Below are 16,618 nucleotides of genomic sequence, written 5' to 3' on the forward strand. Positions count from 1 at the left end.
CCCGACTACCTCTTGGTCGGAACCCGCGCTCAACCACCCCACCCCCCTACCCCCCCACCCCGTCCAGTACGGCACGTACTCGGACAGAGCCTTTGCCGCCCCCGGCTTCACCGGGGACGGTAAACCGGACCTCGCGATCGTCAACCGAGGACACACCGCTCCCGCCTGGAAGCTGCCCTGGTTCGCGGGGCGGTTCTGGCGTCGGTACCAGCAGCTTGTCCGGGCCGGGTTGGAGCGTGCCGAGCAGCTGCAACGCGAGCAGCCGCTGATCGCCGATCACGCCCGGCTGCGCGAGCGGACGCGTATCGCCCAGGACATGCATGACGTACTCGGCCACGACCTCAGCCTGATCGCCCTGTCGGCCGGTGCCCTCAAACTCGCGCCGGGACTTGAGGAGCACCACCGGAAGGCCGCGGGTGACCTCAGGGCCAGAGCCGCTGCCGCTGTGGAGCGTCTCGGCGAGGTGATCGGCGTCCTGCGTGAGGAGACCGGCAACACGCCGGCGCATGCCGGCGGCTCCAGCCTCACGGGCCTGACCTCCGAGGCGTCCGCCGCCGGGCTCGCGGTGAAGTTGCGCGTCGACGGCCGCGCGGACGAACTGCCGGCGATGATCGAACGGGCCGTTCACTGGGTTGTGCAGGAAGCGCTGACCAACATTGCCAAGCACGCGCCCGGCGCGACAGCGACCGTCCACGTGACGCACACGGCGAAGGAAACATGTGTGGTGGTGGGGGGAACGGCCCGCCCTCGTCCGCTGCCGCCGGCCCGCCGCCCCGGCCCCGGAGCGGGGGGCGTGGCCTCATCGGTCTCGAAGAACGTGTCCGGTTGGCCAGCGGTTCCTTCGACCACGGTCCGTGCGACGGAGGCTACGCAGTCGTCGCACGGATCCCGCACACGCCCCCGCCCCCACCGCTCGCGGCCTCCCGCGGTGGTGAGTTGCCGCAGGAACATCGCCATGCCCGGAGCCGCGTCGGCCGGGCCCTGGTCGCCGCGGTCATGGTGCCCCTGGTGACCGGAGCGTTGCTGAGCGGAGCGCTCATGGGCCGGGAGACGCTGTCGGCGTCGCGGTCGGTCCTGGACCCGGGCGACTACGCGCGCCTGCGCGTGGGGCAAGATCGTTCCGAAGTGGAGCGTTTCCTGCCGGCCGGCAGACGGACTACCGACCTCCGACCGCCGAGCCGACAGAAGACGGCACAACGTGCGAGTACTACGCGATGACGGCCGACCGGTTCGACGACCGGTCCGGGGACGCCTACCGGCTCTGCTTCCGGGAGGACACCCTGGTGTCCTGGACACGCTCACCCCGTGAGTGCTCCATGATCCGCGTGCTGATCGCCGACGACGAGCCGATGATCCGCGCGGGGGTACGCGCCGTTCTTGCCACGGATCCGGACATCGACGTTGTCGCCGAGGCCGTCGACGGACACGACGCCGTGGAACTGGTCCTGCGCCACCGCCCCGCCGTCGCCGTACTCGACATCCGCATGCCGGGGCTCAACGGCATCGACGCGGCGGCGGAGATCCGCAGGGCGGTGCCGACCACAGGAATCGTCATGCTGACGGCCTTCGGTGAGGACGACTACATCCTTCAGGCACTCGGCGGCGGTGCGGCAGGCTTCCTGATCAAGTCGGGCGAGCCCGAGGAACTGATCACCGGAGTACGTGCGGTGGCCGAAGGCGCCGCCTACCTGTCACCGAAAGTCGCGGCCCGGGTCGTCGCGCATCTCACCGCGACGGGCGCGGGCACCCTGGCCGGCCGGCGCTCCGCCGCCCGCGACCGGGTCGCCGCCCTCACCACGCGGGAACGGGAGGTGCTGGCCTTCCCCGGGAGCGGCCTGTCCAACGGACGGATCGCCCGGCCGCTGCACGTGGTGGAGGGAACGGTCAAAGCCCACGTGAGTTCCATCCTGGCGAGACTGGGCGTGGACAACCGGGCCGCTGCCGCCGTCGTGGCCCACGAGGCTGGGGTCGTACCTCCGCAACCTCCCCAGCCGTGACACCGCCCACTGGCCAAGTGGCATGAACGCCAGCAGCACGGCCACCACTACGGTGCCGCCGAGCGTCGCGCCGGCGAGCACGTCGTGCGGGTAGTGGACCCCCGCCAGCACGCGCGACAGCGCGGCGGCGCCGGCCAGCGGCAGCGTGAGCGCGGCGATGCGGGGCCACAGCCCGGCCAGGCCGACCGCCAACCCGGCGGCCAGGGTGGCGTGGTTGCTGGGGAACGACCAGTCCCCGGCTTCGGGGCACTCGGCGGCAAGGTCGGTCGCTGTACGTAACGCCCGGCAGGGCCGTTCCTCGTCCACGACCAACTTCACTGCTTCGCTCACCGCATAGGCCGCGACGGTACCGGCGCCGGTCAGTACGGACCCGGCGATCCCCCGCGTGTCATGGACGGACCGCTGTCCACCACCGTCCCGGTCAGCGCCCCGGCCTTGCCCAGCCCGCCGGGAGCCAGCCACACCACCACCCCTGCTCCCACGATCGTCAGGGTTGAAAGTCCAGCTCCGACCAGACTGTTTTGCAGAGCGGGGGGCCCGTGATCGCTCCCCAGCGGGTGGACAGGGCGTTCACCAGGAGCAGACCCCGGCCCCATTCGTCATCCAGGGCCGCGTTGCGGGGGGTGGTGGGGAGGCGTTCCGGGCGGGTGTCCGTTACCTCGATACGGAGCGTGGTCGGGGCCGGGAGTGTCAGGACGATGCGGAAGTCCCTGCCCGGCGCGCGGCCGTGTGTCGCGGCGTTCGATGCCAGTTCCGCGATGACCTGGGCGGCGGCCTCGTGAGGGAGGCCCCAGGAACGGATCTGCTCTGTGGCCAGCAGGCGTGCCAGCCGGGCGCCCCTGCGGGTCGAGGAGAGCTGGACGCTGAACTGATGGGTCAGGTTGCTGTTTTTGAGGTTCACGTCACACAGCGTGGTCGGGTGTGCGTAGCCTGAACAGTGACGATGGCGGTACGGACGGTGATTGTCCCGTAGTTGTACGGATCTGTCCTCGTCGTCCTGCGTGACCTGGTGGAGGTGCGGATCCTTGTACGCGAACGACGGGACGGACGAGCCCGACTGGGAGCCTGACCTGGAGGACGACTCCAGCGCGGTGATCGAGGCGGTGGGTCGCCAGATCAAGCTGTGGCGTACGGGCGTGGGGATGAGCCGCGCGGAGTTCGGTGCGGCGATCGGGTACGGCGAGGCGCAGGTCTACAAGGTCGAGTCGGGGCAGCGGATCCCCAAGCCGGAGTTCCTGGACCGGGCCGATGAGGTGCTGCGCGCCGAGGGCAAGGTCGCCGCGATGAAGGACGACGTTGCGCAAGCGCGGTACCCGAAGAAGGTTCGGGATCTGGCGCGGTTGGAGCGCGACACCGTCGAGCTGGGCGTGTACGCCAACCACAACATCTTCGGGCTGCTCCAGACCGAGGACTACGCGCGCGCTCTGTTCCGCATGCGGCGGCCGGTGTTCTCCGACGAGGTCGTCGAGCGGAATGTCGCCGCTCGATTGGCACGGCAAGCGATCCTCGACCCGGCGTCGACCGTTCCGGTCTTCACCTTCGTACAGGAAGAGGTCACGCTGCGGCGGCCTTTGGGTGGCAGACTTGTCCAGCGGGGACAGCTCGAACGGCTTTTGGAGATCGGGCAGTTGAGGAACGTAGAGATCCAGGTCATGCCAACGGACCTGGATGATCACGCCGGCATGGGCGGCGAGATTCAATTGCTCAAGCCCCGCAGCGGCGAGACCCTCGGCTACCTCGAAGCCCAGCGCTACCGGCGGCTGATCTCCGATCCGGCCGAGGTGCGGTTCCTGGAGATGCAGTATGGGATTATCCGGTCGCAGGCGCTTACCCCACGCCAGTCGCTGACCTTCATCGAGAAACTGCTGGGAGAGACATGACTCGCAAGCCTTCCGCAGGCGGGGCCCCGCTGGAGTGGACGAAGAGCAGCTACAGCACCAACGACGGCCCCGAGTGCGTCGAAGTCGCATGGGTCAAAAGCAGCTACAGCAGCAACGAAGGCGCAGCATGCGTCGAGGTCGCCGCCACCCCCGCCACCGTCCTCGTACGCGACTCCAAGAACCCGGCCGGCCCCCGCCTCGGCCTCGCCCCCGGGGCCTGGGCCGACTTCCTCGCGTACGCCGCGCGCTGAGCGCCACGCTAGGCGCGGCCCGGTCAAGGATTCGGGCGTCAGCCCGTGGGGTACCCTTTCCGGCCGCGATTGGCCAGGGTCACAGGCCCTGTGGCACACTGTTCAGGTTGCTCGGTTGAGCGTCAATGCTGCGCGCCTCCCGCCGGGAGGACCGGAAGCGAGTCCCACAGTACTCGTCGTGCCAACTGCCTTTCGGGGCAGCGCTGGTGCGGACGTACGGGAATCTTCCGGGAAGTGTCAGTGGGACGCCGGCCAGGCGCCCGGTAGGTGTTGTGCCTCCGGCTCGCGGTCCTGGGCCCGCGCCCCCTTGGTTGGGATCTCCCTTTCGGGAGATTTTCGTAGAGGGGATGCGACACACCCGACCGCGTGGGTCGGAGCAGAACGCGAACCTCACCGGGTCCAGAGCGTGACGAGAGACAGGACTACTAGCAGCCATGGCGGGACAGAAGATCCGCATCCGGCTCAAGGCCTACGACCACGAGGTCATCGATTCCTCGGCGAAGAAGATCGTCGAGACGGTGACGCGTACTGGTGCGTCGGTCGCGGGCCCGGTGCCGCTGCCCACAGAGAAGAACGTGTACTGCGTCATCAAGTCGCCGCACAAGTACAAGGATTCTCGCGAGCACTTCGAGATGCGCACGCACAAGCGCCTGATCGACATTCTCGACCCGACGCCCAAGACCGTTGACTCGTTGATGCGCCTGGACCTTCCGGCCGGCGTTGACATCGAGATCAAGCTCTGAGAGGCGCGGAAGAATGGCAAAGCAGATCAAGGGTGTCCTGGGCGAGAAGCTCGGCATGACCCAGGTCTGGGACGAGAACAACCGTGTCGTCCCGGTAACCGTGGTCAAGGCCGGACCCTGCGTCGTTACCCAGGTCCGTACGAATGACTCCGACGGCTACGAGTCGGTCCAGATCGCCTTCGGCGAGATCGACCCGCGCAAGGTGAACAAGCCCCTCAAGGGCCACTTCGCCAAGGCCGACGTGACCCCGCGCCGCCACCTGGTGGAGCTCCGCACCTCCGACGCCGGCGAGTACACGCTCGGCCAGGAGGTCACCGCCTCTGTGTTCGAGTCCGGCGTCAAGGTAGACGTCACGGGCAAGAGCAAGGGCAAGGGCTTCGCCGGTGTCATGAAGCGTCACAACTTCAAGGGCCTCGGCGCCGGTCACGGCGTCCAGCGCAAGCACCGCTCGCCCGGATCCATCGGTGGCTGCGCCACCCCCGGCCGTGTGTTCAAGGGCATGAAGATGGCCGGTCGTATGGGCAACGAGCGGGTCACCACACAGAACCTGACCGTCTATGCCGTTGACGCGGAGAAGGGCCTGCTCCTGATCAAGGGCGCGGTCCCTGGTCCGAACGGCGGCCTCGTCCTGGTCCGTACCGCGGCCAAGGGGGCCTGAGGTAACGATGAGCACTGTTGACATCCTTTCGCCGGCAGGTGACAAGGCCGGGACCGTCGAACTCCCCTCGGAGATCTTCGACGCCAAGGTCAGCATTCCGCTGATCCACCAGGTCGTTGTCGCCCAGCTGGCCGCTGCCCGTCAGGGCACGAGCAAGACCAAGACACGCGGCGAGGTCCGTGGTGGTGGGCGCAAGCCGTACCGCCAGAAGGGCACCGGCCGCGCCCGTCAGGGTTCGACCCGCGCTCCGCAGTTCGTCGGCGGTGGCGTCGTTCACGGCCCGCAGCCGCGTGACTACTCGCAGCGGACGCCCAAGAAGATGAAGGCCGCCGCCCTGCGCGGTGCCCTCACCGACCGGGCGCGCCACTCGCGTATCCACGTCGTCTCCGGCCTGGTCGAGGACGCGATCTCCACCAAGGCCGCGAAGACCCTGCTGGGCAAGATCAGCGAGCGCAAGAACCTGCTCCTGGTCGTCGAGCGTGGCGACGAGGCCGCATGGCTGTCCGTTCGCAACCTGCCCCAGGTACACATCCTGGCGCCGGGCCAGCTGAACACGTACGACGTGATCGTCTCCGACGACGTGGTCTTCACCAAGGCCGCCTTCGAGTCCTTCGTGTCTGGCCCTTCCAAGGCCGATGACAACGAGACCGAGGGGGCCGAAGCCTGATGGCCGAGATCACCAGCAAGACGTTCCACGACCACCGCGACATTCTTGTGAAGCCCGTGGTGTCGGAGAAGAGCTACGCGCTCCTCGACGAGAACAAGTACACGTTCATCGTGGCGCCCACCGCCAACAAGACCCAGATCAAGCAGGCCGTGGAAGCGGTCTTCTCGGTCAAGGTCGCCGGGGTCAACACGATCAACCGGCAGGGCAAGCGCAAGCGCACCCGCACCGGTTTCGGCAAGCGCGCGAACACGAAGCGCGCCATCGTGACCCTCGCTGAGGGCGACCGTATCGACATCTTCGGCGGCCCGGCCTCCTGACGGAGGTCCGAGTCGTCCGGAATCGGACGAGGACTGAGAAATGGGTATCCGCAAGTACAAGCCGACGACCCCGGGCCGTCGTGGCTCCAGCGTCGCCGACTTTGTCGAGATCACGCGGTCCACGCCGGAGAAGTCGCTGGTCCGCCCGCTGCACAGCAAGGGCGGCCGTAACAACGCCGGTCGTGTGACCGTTCGCCACCAGGGTGGTGGCCACAAGCGCGCCTACCGCGTGATCGACTTCCGTCGTCACGACAAGGACGGCGTGCCTGCCAAGGTCGCGCACATCGAGTACGACCCCAACCGCACCGCGCGCATCGCGCTGCTGCACTACGCGGACGGCGAGAAGCGCTACATCATCGCGCCGGCCAAGCTCAACCAGGGTGACCGGGTCGAGAACGGCCCCGGGGCCGACATCAAGCCCGGCAACAACCTGCCGCTGCGTCACATCCCGGTCGGTACGACGATCCACGCGATCGAGCTCCGGCCCGGTGGCGGCGCGAAGATCTCCCGCTCCGCGGGTGCTTCGGTGCAGCTGCTGGCGAAGGAGGGCACGATGGCCACCCTTCGTATGCCGTCCGGTGAAGTCCGCATGGTCGACGTCCGCTGCCGCGCCACGATCGGTGAGGTCGGCAACGCCGAGCAGTCGAACATCAACTGGGGCAAGGCCGGCCGTATGCGCTGGAAGGGCGTCCGCCCGACCGTCCGCGGTGTCGCGATGAACCCGGTCGACCACCCGCACGGTGGTGGTGAGGGCAAGACCTCCGGTGGACGTCACCCGGTCAGCCCGTGGGGTCAGAAGGAGGGTCGTACTCGCTCGCCGAAGAAGGCAAGCAGCAAGTACATCGTCCGCCGCCGCAAGTCGAACAAGAAGCGCTAGGAGCGGGTTTAGATGCCGCGCAGTCTCAAGAAGGGGCCCTTCGTCGACGACCACCTGATCAAGAAGGTGGACGTCCAGAACGAAGCAGGCACCAAGAACGTCATCAAGACCTGGTCCCGGCGCTCAATGATCATCCCGGCCATGCTGGGCCACACGATCGCGGTGCACAACGGCAAGATCCACGTCCCGGTGTTCGTCACCGAGTCGATGGTCGGCCACAAGCTCGGCGAGTTCTCGCCGACTCGCACCTTCCGCGGCCACGTCAAGGACGACCGGAAGTCGAAGCGCCGCTGACGCGGGGTGTAACCGACTATGACGACTTACACCGAAGGGACAACCATGGAAGCCAGGGCCCAGGCGCGGTACATCCGCGTCACGCCCATGAAGGCCCGCCGAGTGGTGGACCTCATCCGTGGCATGGATGCCACGGAGGCTCAGGCGGTCCTGCGTTTCGCCGCGCAGGCCGCGAGCGTGCCGGTCGGCAAGGTGCTTGACAGCGCCATTGCCAACGCCGCGCACAACTACGACCACCCGGACGCCTCTTCGCTGGTCATCAGCGAGGCGTATGTGGATGAGGGTCCGACCCTGAAGCGGTTCCGGCCGCGTGCCCAGGGCCGTGCCTACCGGATCCGCAAGCGGACCAGCCACATCACCGTGGTCGTCAGCAGCAAGGAAGGAACCCGGTAATGGGCCAGAAGGTTAACCCGCATGGGTTCCGGCTCGGCATCACCACGGACTTCAAGTCCCGGTGGTACGCCGACAAGCTGTACAAGGACTACGTCAAGGAAGACGTCGCCATTCGTCGCATGATGACGAAGGGCATGGAGCGGGCCGGCATCTCGAAGGTCGAGATCGAGCGCACCCGCGACCGCGTCCGCGTCGACATCCACACCGCGCGTCCGGGCATCGTCATCGGTCGCCGCGGCGCCGAGGCCGACCGTATCCGCGGCGAGCTGGAGAAGCTGACCGGCAAGCAGGTCCAGCTGAACATCCTCGAGGTCAAGAACCCCGAGGTGGACGCTCAGCTGGTGGCCCAGGCCGTCGCCGAGCAGCTGTCCTCGCGTGTCTCCTTCCGTCGCGCCATGCGTAAGAGCATGCAGTCGACGATGAAGGCCGGCGCCAAGGGCATCAAGATCCAGTGCGGTGGCCGTCTCGGCGGCGCCGAGATGTCCCGCTCGGAGTTCTACCGCGAGGGCCGTGTGCCCCTGCACACCCTCCGCGCGAACGTGGACTACGGCTTCTTCGAGGCCAAGACGACCTTCGGCCGCATCGGCGTGAAGGTCTGGATCTACAAGGGCGACGTCAAGAACATCGCCGAGGTGCGCGCCGAGAACGCCGCGGCGCGCGCGGGCAACCGTCCGGCGCGTGGTGGCGGCAACGACCGTCCCGCGGGTCGCGGCGGCGCCGGCGGCGGCGGTGGCCGTGGTGGCGAGCGCGGCGGCCGCGGTGGCCGCAAGCCGCAGCAGGCTCCCGGCGCGGAGGCCCCCAAGGCTGACGCGACCGCTGCTCCGGCCGCGGAGGCGACGCCCACTTCTACCGGCGGAACGGAGGCCTGACCGAAATGCTGATCCCCCGTAGGGTCAAGCACCGCAAGCAGCACCACCCGAAGCGCAGCGGTATGTCCAAGGGTGGCACGCAGGTTGCGTTCGGCGAGTACGGCATCCAGGCGCTGACCCCGGCATACGTGACGAACCGTCAGATCGAGGCCGCTCGTATCGCGATGACCCGCCACATCAAGCGTGGCGGCAAGGTCTGGATCAACATCTACCCGGACCGTCCGCTCACCAAGAAGCCCGCCGAGACCCGCATGGGTTCCGGTAAGGGTTCCCCCGAGTGGTGGATCGCGAACGTCAAGCCCGGTCGGGTGATGTTCGAGCTGTCCTACCCGAACGAGAAGATTGCGCGTGAGGCGCTTACCCGCGCAGCTCACAAGCTTCCGATGAAGTGCCGGATCGTTCGGCGCGAGGCAGGTGAGTCGTGATGGCGGCCGTTACCAAGGCGTCCGAGCTGCGCGAACTGGGCGACGAGGAGCTTGTCAACAAGCTTCGCGAAGCCAAGGAAGAGCTGTTCAATCTCCGCTTCCAGGCGGCGACGGGCCAGCTCGAGAACCACGGTCGGCTCAAGGCCGTCCGTAAGGACATCGCGCGGATCTACACCCTGATGCGTGAGCGCGAGCTGGGCATCGAGACGGTGGAGAGCGCCTGATGACTGAGAACAACGTGACCGAGAACACCCCGAGCGCCGAGCGCGGATTCCGCAAGACCCGTGAGGGTCTGGTCGTCAGCGACAAGATGGACAAGACCGTCGTCGTCGCTGTCGAGGACCGCGTGAAGCACGCTCTGTACGGCAAGGTCATCCGCCGTACGAACAAGCTCAAGGCGCACGACGAGCAGAACGCCGCCGGCATCGGCGACCGCGTCCTCCTGATGGAGACCCGGCCGCTGTCCGCCACGAAGCGGTGGCGCATCATCGAGATCCTTGAGAAGGCCAAGTAACCCAGGCCGAGTAATCCCTTCGAGGGCATACCCCCGAAGTAGTTCCGCCAGGCTCCGGGGGGCTGGAGCGTTCAGCCCCCCGGGGAACCGGCAGACGATCAGGAGATACACGTGATCCAGCAGGAGTCGCGACTTCGTGTCGCCGACAACACAGGTGCCAAGGAAGTCCTTTGCATCCGTGTTCTCGGTGGCTCGGGCCGCCGCTACGCGGGCATCGGCGACGTCATCGTCGCCACCGTCAAGGACGCGATCCCCGGTGCGAACGTGAAGAAGGGTGACGTCGTCAAGGCTGTCATCGTTCGCACCGTCAAGGAGCGCCGCCGCCAGGACGGCTCGTACATCCGCTTCGACGAGAACGCCGCCGTCATCCTGAAGAACGACGGCGACCCTCGTGGCACCCGTATCTTCGGCCCGGTGGGCCGTGAGCTGCGCGAGAAGAAGTTCATGAAGATCATCTCGCTCGCGCCGGAGGTGCTGTAAGCATGAAGATCAAGAAGGGCGACCTGGTTCAGGTCATCACCGGTAAGGACAAGGGCAAGCAGGGGAAGGTCATTCTGGCCATCCCCACGCAGAACCGTGTTCTCGTCGAGGGTGTCAACCGGGTCAAGAAGCACACCAAGGCCGGTCAGACGGCTCGCGGTTCGCAGACCGGCGGCATCGTGACCACCGAAGCCCCCGTCCATGTCAGCAACGTTCAGCTGGTCGTGGAGAAGGACGGCAAGAAGGTCGTCACCCGCGTCGGCTACCGCTTTGACGACGAGGGCAAGAAGATCCGCGTTGCCAAGCGGACCGGTGAGGACATCTGATGACGACCACCACTGCACCCCGTCTGAAGCTGCGCTACCGCGAGGAGATCACGGGCAAGCTGCGTGAGGAGTTCTCGTACGAGAACGTCATGCAGATCCCCGGTCTCGTCAAGATCGTGGTCAACATGGGTGTGGGCGACGCCGCCCGCGACTCCAAGCTGATCGAGGGCGCCATCCGCGACCTCACCACGATCACGGGCCAGAAGCCGGCCGTCACCAAGGCCCGGAAGTCCATCGCGCAGTTCAAGCTGCGCGAGGGCCAGCCGATCGGCTGCCACGTCACCCTCCGCGGTGACCGCATGTGGGAGTTCCTGGACCGTACGCTGTCGCTCGCGCTGCCGCGTATCCGTGACTTCCGCGGTCTGTCGCCGAAGCAGTTCGACGGCCGTGGCAACTACACCTTCGGTCTCACGGAGCAGGTCATGTTCCACGAGATCGACCAGGACAAGATCGACCGGGTCCGGGGCATGGACATCACCGTGGTGACCACGGCGACCAACGACGACGAGGGTCGTGCCCTCCTTCGTCACCTCGGCTTCCCGTTCAAGGAGAACTGACCGTGGCGAAGAAGGCTTTGATCGAAAAGGCCGCCCGCAAGCCCAAGTTCGCGGTGCGCGGTTACACCCGCTGCCAGCGCTGCGGCCGGCCCCACTCCGTCTACCGCAAGTTCGGCCTGTGCCGTGTGTGCCTTCGTGAGATGGCCCACCGCGGCGAGCTGCCGGGCGTCACCAAGAGCTCCTGGTAATCCTCGTCAGAGGATCGACCTGGAACTCTCGGTAAGTACCTGGTTGGCGGGAGCCCTCCCCCAAATGCCGTAGGCTTGTGGGGTTGGGCGCCCGCCGTCCATAACGACTTACTACGCCGTAGGTCCCCGCACCGCACCCGTCCCGGCTCTGATCGGGGAGAGGGATGGCGCATACAGGAAACCCCGGCGAGAGAGGCCGAAGGCCAATACATGACCATGACTGATCCCATCGCAGACATGCTCACGCGTCTGCGTAACGCGAACTCGGCGTACCACGACGATGTCGTGATGCCGCACAGCAAGATCAAGTCGCACATCGCGGAGATCCTCCAGCAGGAGGGCTTCATCACCGGCTGGAAGGTCGAGGACGCCGAAGTCGGCAAGAACCTCGTCCTGGAGCTGAAGTTCGGCCCGAACCGCGAGCGTTCGATCGCCGGCATCAAGCGCATCTCCAAGCCGGGTCTGCGTGTGTACGCGAAGTCCACCAGTCTGCCGAAGGTTCTCGGCGGCCTGGGCGTGGCGATCATCTCCACGTCCCACGGCCTCCTGACCGGCCAGCAGGCGAGCAAGAAGGGCGTAGGTGGGGAAGTCCTCGCCTACGTCTGGTAGTCGGGAACGGAGAGGAAAGCTCATGTCGCGAATCGGCAAGCTCCCCATCCAGGTTCCCGCCGGTGTGGACGTCACCATCGATGGCCGCACGGTCAGCGTGAAGGGCCCCAAGGGCACCCTCTCGCACACCGTCGTCGCGCCGATCGAGGTCACCAAGGGCGAGGACGGCACCCTTCAGGTGCTGCGCCCCAACGACGAGCGTCAGAACAAGGCCTTCCACGGCCTGTCCCGCACGCTGGTGGCGAACATGATCACCGGCGTGACCCAGGGTTACGTCAAGGCGCTCGAGATCAGCGGTGTCGGTTACCGAGTCCAGGCGAAGGGCTCCAACCTGGAGTTCGCCCTGGGCTACAGCCACCCGATCCTCATCGAGGCCCCCGAGGGAATCACCTTCAAGGTGGAGACACCGACGAAGTTCTCCGTCGAGGGCATCGACAAGCAGAGGGTCGGCGAGGTCGCCGCCACAATCCGCAAGCTGCGGAAGCCCGACCCCTACAAGGCCAAGGGTGTCCGGTACGCGGGCGAGGTCATCCGCCGCAAGGTCGGAAAGGCTGGTAAGTAGCCATGGCATTCGGTGTGAAGATCGCCAAGGGCAAGGCCTACAAGGCCGCTGCCATCAAGCGCCGTCACATTCGCGTCCGCAAGAAGGTCTCGGGCACGCAGGAGCGCCCCCGCCTCGTTGTGACGCGTTCCAACCGCCACATGGTGGCTCAGGTCGTCGACGACATCGCGGGCCACACGCTCGCTTCGGCGTCGACTCTGGACACTTCGATCCGCGGGACCGAGGGCGACAAGAGCGCCCAGGCCAAGCAGGTCGGGGCCCTGGTCGCCGAGCGTGCGAAGGCCGCCGGTATCGAGGCCGTCGTGTTCGACCGTGGTGGCAACCAGTACGCCGGGCGGATTGCCGCTCTGGCTGACGCCGCCCGCGAAGCCGGGCTGAAGTTCTGAGCCCCGGTTCCGGAGCTAGCGGACGTAACAGAGAGAGGTAGATCCAATGGCTGGACCCCAGCGCCGCGGAAGCGGTGCCGGTGGCGGCGAGCGGCGGGACCGGAAGGGTCGCGACGGTTCGCCGGCCGAGAAGACCGCGTACGTTGAGCGCGTTGTCGCGATCAACCGCGTTGCCAAGGTTGTGAAGGGTGGTCGTCGCTTCAGCTTCACCGCGCTGGTCGTGGTGGGCGATGGTGACGGTACCGTCGGCGTCGGTTACGGCAAGGCCAAGGAAGTTCCGGCCGCCATCGCCAAGGGCGTCGAAGAGGCCAAGAAGGCCTTCTTCAAGGTTCCCCGTATCCAGGGCACCATCCCGCACCCGATCCAGGGCGAGAAGGCGGCGGGCGTTGTCCTGCTCAAGCCTGCTTCCCCCGGTACCGGCGTGATCGCCGGTGGCCCGGTGCGCGCGGTGCTCGAATGCGCGGGCGTCCACGACATCCTGTCGAAGTCGCTCGGCTCGGACAACGCGATCAACATCGTGCACGCGACCGTGGCGGCCCTCAAGGGCCTGCAGCGTCCCGAGGAGATCGCGGCCCGCCGCGGTCTGCCCCTCGAGGACGTCGCCCCCGCCGCCATGCTGCGTGCGCGTGCTGCGGGAGCGGGTGCGTAATGGCCCGTCTCCAGATCACGCAGACCCGGTCGTTCATCGGAAGCAAGCAGAACCACCGCGACACCCTGCGTTCGCTCGGCCTCAAGCGAGTGAACGACACGGTTGTCAAGGAGGACCGCCCCGAGTTCCGCGGCATGGTGCACACCGTCCGCCACCTCGTGACGGTTGAGGAGGTCGACTGACATGGCTGCAGACAAGCCGCTGAAGGCCCACGACCTCCGTCCTGCCCCGGGCGCCAAGACCGCCAAGACCCGTGTGGGTCGTGGTGAGGCGTCCAAGGGTAAGACCGCTGGTCGTGGAACCAAGGGCACCAAGGCCCGTTATCAGGTTCCGGCACGCTTCGAGGGCGGGCAGATGCCCCTCCACATGCGTCTGCCGAAGCTCAAGGGCTTCAAGAACCCGTTCCGCACCGAGTACCAGGTGGTGAACCTGGACAAGCTCTCCGACCTCTACCCCGAGGGCGGCGAGGTCACGGTGGCCGATCTGGTCACCAAGGGTGCGGTGCGCAAGAACAGTCTCGTCAAGGTCCTGGGCCAGGGCGAGATCTCCGTGGCGCTGACGGTTTCGGTGAACGCCGTTTCCGGCTCCGCCAAGGAGAAGATCGCCGCCGCGGGCGGCTCCGTCACCGAGCTCGTCTGAGACGACCCGATGACCTGAACACCCAACCGGGGGTGCCTCTCAAAAGGGGCATCCCCGGTTGGTCGTTCCATGGGAGGCACAGTCGCCGGTAAGGTGGCGTGCATTATTGCTGTATTGAAGCCGGGAGCCCGCTTCCGGTCCACCACCGCGGGATGTGTCCTCACGGGCACTTCACGCGGTGGCCGCTCGTTGACCCGCAGGACCCGCTCGTCCCTTATCCGTCGATCCTCAATACCGTCACCTCTGACGCAGTAGCGCGGGGGTCGCAGGAGGCACCGTGCTCACCGCGTTCGCCCGGGCGTTCAAGACGCCCGACCTGCGCAAGAAGCTGCTCTTCACACTCGCCATCATCGTGCTGTACCGGCTCGGGGCGCACATCCCCGTCCCCGGGGTCAGCTACGAGAATGTCCAGACATGTATCGACGCGGCTCAAAAGGGCAACAACAGCCTCTTCGGGCTCGTGAACATGTTCAGCGGCGGCGCGTTGTTGCAGATCACGATCTTCGCGCTCGGCATCATGCCGTACATCACGGCGAGCATCATCCTTCAGCTGCTGACCGTGGTCATCCCACGGCTGGAAGCCCTCAAGAAGGAAGGCTCGTCCGGCCAGTCGAAGATCACGCAGTACACCCGGTACCTGACCGTCGCTCTCGCCGTGCTCCAGGGCACCGGCCTGGTGGCCACGGCCCGAAGCGGCGCGCTCTTCAGCGGCTGCCCGGTGGCCGGGCAGATCGTCCCCGACCAGTCGATCTTCGTCACCGTCACGATGGTGATCACGATGACCGCGGGCACCGCGGCCGTCATGTGGCTCGGTGAGCTCATCACCGACAAGGGCATCGGCAACGGCATGTCCATCCTGATGTTCATCTCGATCGCGGCCGGCTTCCCGGGCGCCCTCTGGGCCATCAAGCAGAGCGGCACGCTCGCCAAGGGCTGGATCGAGTTCGGTACGGTCATCCTGATCGGCTTCGTCATGGTGGGCCTGGTCGTCTTCGTCGAGCAGGCGCAGCGCCGGATCCCCGTCCAGTACGCGAAGCGCATGATCGGCCGGAGGTCGTACGGCGGTACGTCGACGTACATCCCGCTCAAGGTGAACCAGGCGGGTGTGATCCCCGTCATCTTCGCCTCGTCGCTGCTCTACATCCCCGCTCTGATCGCCCAGTTCTCCAGCTCGCAGTCGGGCTGGAAGACCTGGATCGAGGCGCACTTCGTCAAGGGTGACCATCCGTACTACATCGCGACCTACTTCTTGCTCATCGTGTTCTTCGCGTTCTTCTACGTGGCGATTTCCTTCAACCCCGAAGAAGTAGCGGACAACATGAAGAAGTATGGTGGCTTCATCCCGGGTATCCGGGCTGGTCGCCCTACCGCTGAGTACCTGAGCTACGTGCTCAACAGGATCACTTGGCCGGGCTCGCTGTACCTGGGTCTGATTGCTCTTGTCCCGACGATGGCGTTGGCAGGCTTCGGCGGTGCGAACCAGAACTTCCCGTTCGGCGGGACAAGCATCCTGATCATCGTGGGTGTGGGTCTGGAAACCGTGAAGCAGATCGAGAGCCAGCTTCAGCAGCGCAATTACGAAGGGTTCCTCCGCTGATGCGAATCGTCCTCGTCGGGCCGCCCGGTGCCGGCAAGGGTACGCAGGCTGCGTTCCTCGCCAAGAACCTGTCGATCCCACACATTTCCACGGGCGACCTTTTCCGCGCCAACATCAGCCAGGGCACAGAGCTCGGCAAACAGGCGAAGTCCTACATGGACGCGGGAAACCTGGTACCCGACGAGGTCACGATCGCGATGGCACGAGACCGGATGGGCCGGCCGGACGCCGAGAAGGGCTTCCTGCTCGACGGCTTTCCGCGCAACGTGTCGCAGGCGGAAGCACTGGACAAGGCCCTGGCGGCGGACGGCGTGAAGCTGGACGCGGTGCTGGACCTGGAGATCCCCGAGGACGAGGTCGTACGGCGCATCGCGGGGCGGCGCATCTGCCGCAACGACAGCGCCCACGTCTTCCACGTCGCGAACCAGCCTCCTAAGAAGGAGGGTGTCTGCGACATCTGCGGGGGCGAGCTGTACCAGCGCGACGACGACTCCGAGGAGACGGTGCGCAGACGGCTGGAGGTCTACCACACGCAGACCGAGCCGATCATCGAGCACTACCAGGCCCAGGGCCTGGTCGTGACGATCTCCGCGCTCGGCAAGGTCACCGAGGTGACCGAGCGCGCGATGGAGGCGCTCCAGCGGGACCGGGCCTCGCAGGCCTGAGTCGCAGCACGATTCACGTGGGTAAGGCCGTGGCATCCCCAGGGACGCCACGGCTTTACTGTTGAGTTCCGGTCG

29 protein-coding genes and 1 pseudogene are annotated in these 16,618 nt (G+C 66.6%); 27 read left to right on the forward strand and 3 right to left on the reverse strand.

Features of this window, described 5'->3' with window-relative positions; genetic code table 11:
* The first annotated feature begins 229 nt into the window (after positions 1 to 229).
* Positions 230 to 1,012: a sensor histidine kinase gene (locus tag ACIO1C_RS18390; protein ID WP_401864590.1), complete on the forward strand. Its 783-nt coding sequence runs from the start codon at positions 230 to 232 to the stop codon at positions 1,010 to 1,012.
* Positions 1,013 to 1,316: 304 nt separating this feature from the next.
* Positions 1,317 to 1,997, forward strand: a complete 681-nt coding sequence (locus ACIO1C_RS18395; RefSeq protein ID WP_401865081.1) for a response regulator — start codon at positions 1,317 to 1,319, stop codon at positions 1,995 to 1,997.
* 87 nt (positions 1,998 to 2,084) lie between these two features.
* On the opposite strand, the pseudogene ACIO1C_RS18400 reads toward ACIO1C_RS18395, so the two are convergent.
* The 3 genes and pseudogenes from ACIO1C_RS18400 to ACIO1C_RS18410 all read right to left on the reverse strand — a co-directional run.
* Positions 2,085 to 2,327, reverse strand: a pseudogene (locus ACIO1C_RS18400) (phosphatase PAP2 family protein); the annotation flags it as partial.
* 29 nt (positions 2,328 to 2,356) lie between these two features.
* A complete protein-coding gene (locus ACIO1C_RS18405; RefSeq protein WP_401864592.1) occupies positions 2,357 to 2,479 on the reverse strand; it encodes a hypothetical protein in 123 nt (40 codons plus the stop codon).
* A gap of 5 nt (positions 2,480 to 2,484) precedes the next feature.
* A complete protein-coding gene (locus ACIO1C_RS18410; protein WP_401864594.1) occupies positions 2,485 to 2,898 on the reverse strand; it encodes an ATP-binding protein in 414 nt (137 codons plus the stop codon).
* 124 nt (positions 2,899 to 3,022) lie between these two features.
* Between ACIO1C_RS18410 and ACIO1C_RS18415 the strand changes: the two genes are divergently transcribed.
* From ACIO1C_RS18415 to ACIO1C_RS18535, 25 genes are all read left to right on the forward strand, one after another.
* A complete protein-coding gene (locus ACIO1C_RS18415; RefSeq protein ID WP_401864597.1) occupies positions 3,023 to 3,877 on the forward strand; it encodes a helix-turn-helix domain-containing protein in 855 nt (284 codons plus the stop codon).
* Positions 3,874 to 4,128: a DUF397 domain-containing protein gene (locus ACIO1C_RS18420; RefSeq protein ID WP_401864599.1), complete on the forward strand. Its 255-nt coding sequence runs from the start codon at positions 3,874 to 3,876 to the stop codon at positions 4,126 to 4,128. The genes ACIO1C_RS18415 and ACIO1C_RS18420 overlap by 4 nt, the downstream gene beginning before the upstream one ends.
* A 434-nt stretch (positions 4,129 to 4,562) precedes the next feature.
* Positions 4,563 to 4,871, forward strand: coding sequence for a 30S ribosomal protein S10 (gene rpsJ, locus ACIO1C_RS18425; protein WP_003948644.1), 309 nt, complete (start codon positions 4,563 to 4,565; stop codon positions 4,869 to 4,871).
* A 13-nt stretch (positions 4,872 to 4,884) separates the two neighbouring features.
* A complete protein-coding gene (gene rplC, locus ACIO1C_RS18430) occupies positions 4,885 to 5,529 on the forward strand; it encodes a 50S ribosomal protein L3 (protein WP_401864601.1) in 645 nt (214 codons plus the stop codon).
* A gap of 7 nt (positions 5,530 to 5,536) precedes the next feature.
* Positions 5,537 to 6,196: a 50S ribosomal protein L4 gene (rplD, locus tag ACIO1C_RS18435; protein WP_401864604.1), complete on the forward strand. Its 660-nt coding sequence runs from the start codon at positions 5,537 to 5,539 to the stop codon at positions 6,194 to 6,196.
* Positions 6,196 to 6,513, forward strand: a complete 318-nt coding sequence (rplW, locus tag ACIO1C_RS18440) for a 50S ribosomal protein L23 (protein ID WP_161308664.1) — start codon at positions 6,196 to 6,198, stop codon at positions 6,511 to 6,513. Before rplD ends, rplW begins: the two co-directional genes overlap by 1 nt.
* 40 nt (positions 6,514 to 6,553) lie before the next feature.
* A complete protein-coding gene (gene rplB, locus ACIO1C_RS18445) occupies positions 6,554 to 7,390 on the forward strand; it encodes a 50S ribosomal protein L2 (RefSeq protein WP_161308665.1) in 837 nt (278 codons plus the stop codon).
* A gap of 12 nt (positions 7,391 to 7,402) precedes the next feature.
* Positions 7,403 to 7,684 (forward strand): 30S ribosomal protein S19, encoded by a 282-nt coding sequence (rpsS, locus tag ACIO1C_RS18450; RefSeq protein ID WP_127356386.1) that lies wholly within the window; start codon positions 7,403 to 7,405, stop codon positions 7,682 to 7,684.
* A 45-nt stretch (positions 7,685 to 7,729) separates the two neighbouring features.
* A complete protein-coding gene (gene rplV / locus ACIO1C_RS18455; protein ID WP_161308667.1) occupies positions 7,730 to 8,077 on the forward strand; it encodes a 50S ribosomal protein L22 in 348 nt (115 codons plus the stop codon).
* Positions 8,077 to 8,946 carry a 30S ribosomal protein S3 gene (rpsC, locus tag ACIO1C_RS18460; RefSeq protein ID WP_401864608.1) on the forward strand — a complete coding sequence of 290 codons (870 nt, stop codon included), beginning with the start codon at positions 8,077 to 8,079 and terminating at the stop codon, positions 8,944 to 8,946. Before rplV ends, rpsC begins: the two co-directional genes overlap by 1 nt.
* Before the next feature lie 5 nt (positions 8,947 to 8,951).
* Positions 8,952 to 9,371, forward strand: a complete 420-nt coding sequence (gene rplP, locus ACIO1C_RS18465) for a 50S ribosomal protein L16 (RefSeq protein WP_014047785.1) — start codon at positions 8,952 to 8,954, stop codon at positions 9,369 to 9,371.
* Positions 9,371 to 9,595, forward strand: coding sequence for a 50S ribosomal protein L29 (gene rpmC, locus ACIO1C_RS18470; protein WP_161311158.1), 225 nt, complete (start codon positions 9,371 to 9,373; stop codon positions 9,593 to 9,595). The genes rplP and rpmC overlap by 1 nt, the downstream gene beginning before the upstream one ends.
* Positions 9,595 to 9,885 carry a 30S ribosomal protein S17 gene (rpsQ, locus tag ACIO1C_RS18475; RefSeq protein WP_401864611.1) on the forward strand — a complete coding sequence of 97 codons (291 nt, stop codon included), beginning with the start codon at positions 9,595 to 9,597 and terminating at the stop codon, positions 9,883 to 9,885. Before rpmC ends, rpsQ begins: the two co-directional genes overlap by 1 nt.
* A 111-nt stretch (positions 9,886 to 9,996) precedes the next feature.
* Complete coding sequence (rplN, locus tag ACIO1C_RS18480) at positions 9,997 to 10,365, forward strand: 50S ribosomal protein L14 (protein WP_327234979.1); 369 nt, start codon at positions 9,997 to 9,999, stop codon at positions 10,363 to 10,365.
* Between the two features lie 2 nt (positions 10,366 to 10,367).
* Positions 10,368 to 10,691: a 50S ribosomal protein L24 gene (rplX, locus tag ACIO1C_RS18485; protein WP_161311154.1), complete on the forward strand. Its 324-nt coding sequence runs from the start codon at positions 10,368 to 10,370 to the stop codon at positions 10,689 to 10,691.
* Positions 10,691 to 11,248 (forward strand): 50S ribosomal protein L5, encoded by a 558-nt coding sequence (rplE, locus tag ACIO1C_RS18490; RefSeq protein WP_161311153.1) that lies wholly within the window; start codon positions 10,691 to 10,693, stop codon positions 11,246 to 11,248. The genes rplX and rplE overlap by 1 nt, the downstream gene beginning before the upstream one ends.
* A gap of 2 nt (positions 11,249 to 11,250) precedes the next feature.
* On the forward strand, positions 11,251 to 11,436 hold the full coding sequence (locus ACIO1C_RS18495; RefSeq protein ID WP_161311152.1) for a type Z 30S ribosomal protein S14: 186 nt from the start codon (positions 11,251 to 11,253) through the stop codon (positions 11,434 to 11,436).
* Positions 11,437 to 11,646: 210 nt separating this feature from the next.
* On the forward strand, positions 11,647 to 12,045 hold the full coding sequence (gene rpsH / locus ACIO1C_RS18500; protein WP_041985707.1) for a 30S ribosomal protein S8: 399 nt from the start codon (positions 11,647 to 11,649) through the stop codon (positions 12,043 to 12,045).
* A 22-nt stretch (positions 12,046 to 12,067) separates the two neighbouring features.
* Positions 12,068 to 12,607 (forward strand): 50S ribosomal protein L6, encoded by a 540-nt coding sequence (gene rplF / locus ACIO1C_RS18505; protein WP_401864615.1) that lies wholly within the window; start codon positions 12,068 to 12,070, stop codon positions 12,605 to 12,607.
* A 2-nt stretch (positions 12,608 to 12,609) separates the two neighbouring features.
* The gene (rplR, locus tag ACIO1C_RS18510) at positions 12,610 to 12,993 is read left to right on the forward strand and encodes a 50S ribosomal protein L18 (protein WP_040024292.1); all 384 of its coding nucleotides are present in this window, start codon (positions 12,610 to 12,612) and stop codon (positions 12,991 to 12,993) included.
* Between the two features lie 46 nt (positions 12,994 to 13,039).
* Positions 13,040 to 13,642: a 30S ribosomal protein S5 gene (gene rpsE / locus ACIO1C_RS18515; protein ID WP_327234978.1), complete on the forward strand. Its 603-nt coding sequence runs from the start codon at positions 13,040 to 13,042 to the stop codon at positions 13,640 to 13,642.
* Positions 13,642 to 13,824, forward strand: a complete 183-nt coding sequence (gene rpmD, locus ACIO1C_RS18520; RefSeq protein WP_161311147.1) for a 50S ribosomal protein L30 — start codon at positions 13,642 to 13,644, stop codon at positions 13,822 to 13,824. Before rpsE ends, rpmD begins: the two co-directional genes overlap by 1 nt.
* A gap of 1 nt (position 13,825) precedes the next feature.
* The gene (gene rplO / locus ACIO1C_RS18525; protein WP_327234977.1) at positions 13,826 to 14,281 is read left to right on the forward strand and encodes a 50S ribosomal protein L15; all 456 of its coding nucleotides are present in this window, start codon (positions 13,826 to 13,828) and stop codon (positions 14,279 to 14,281) included.
* A 277-nt stretch (positions 14,282 to 14,558) separates the two neighbouring features.
* Positions 14,559 to 15,878, forward strand: coding sequence for a preprotein translocase subunit SecY (gene secY, locus ACIO1C_RS18530; RefSeq protein WP_161311145.1), 1,320 nt, complete (start codon positions 14,559 to 14,561; stop codon positions 15,876 to 15,878).
* On the forward strand, positions 15,878 to 16,543 hold the full coding sequence (locus ACIO1C_RS18535) for an adenylate kinase (protein ID WP_401864620.1): 666 nt from the start codon (positions 15,878 to 15,880) through the stop codon (positions 16,541 to 16,543). Before secY ends, ACIO1C_RS18535 begins: the two co-directional genes overlap by 1 nt.
* Positions 16,544 to 16,618 lie beyond the last annotated feature (75 nt).

Origin of the sequence: Streptomyces sp. NPDC087420, assembly GCF_044744165.1 — a bacterium.
Lineage (GTDB): Bacteria > Actinomycetota > Actinomycetes > Streptomycetales > Streptomycetaceae > Streptomyces.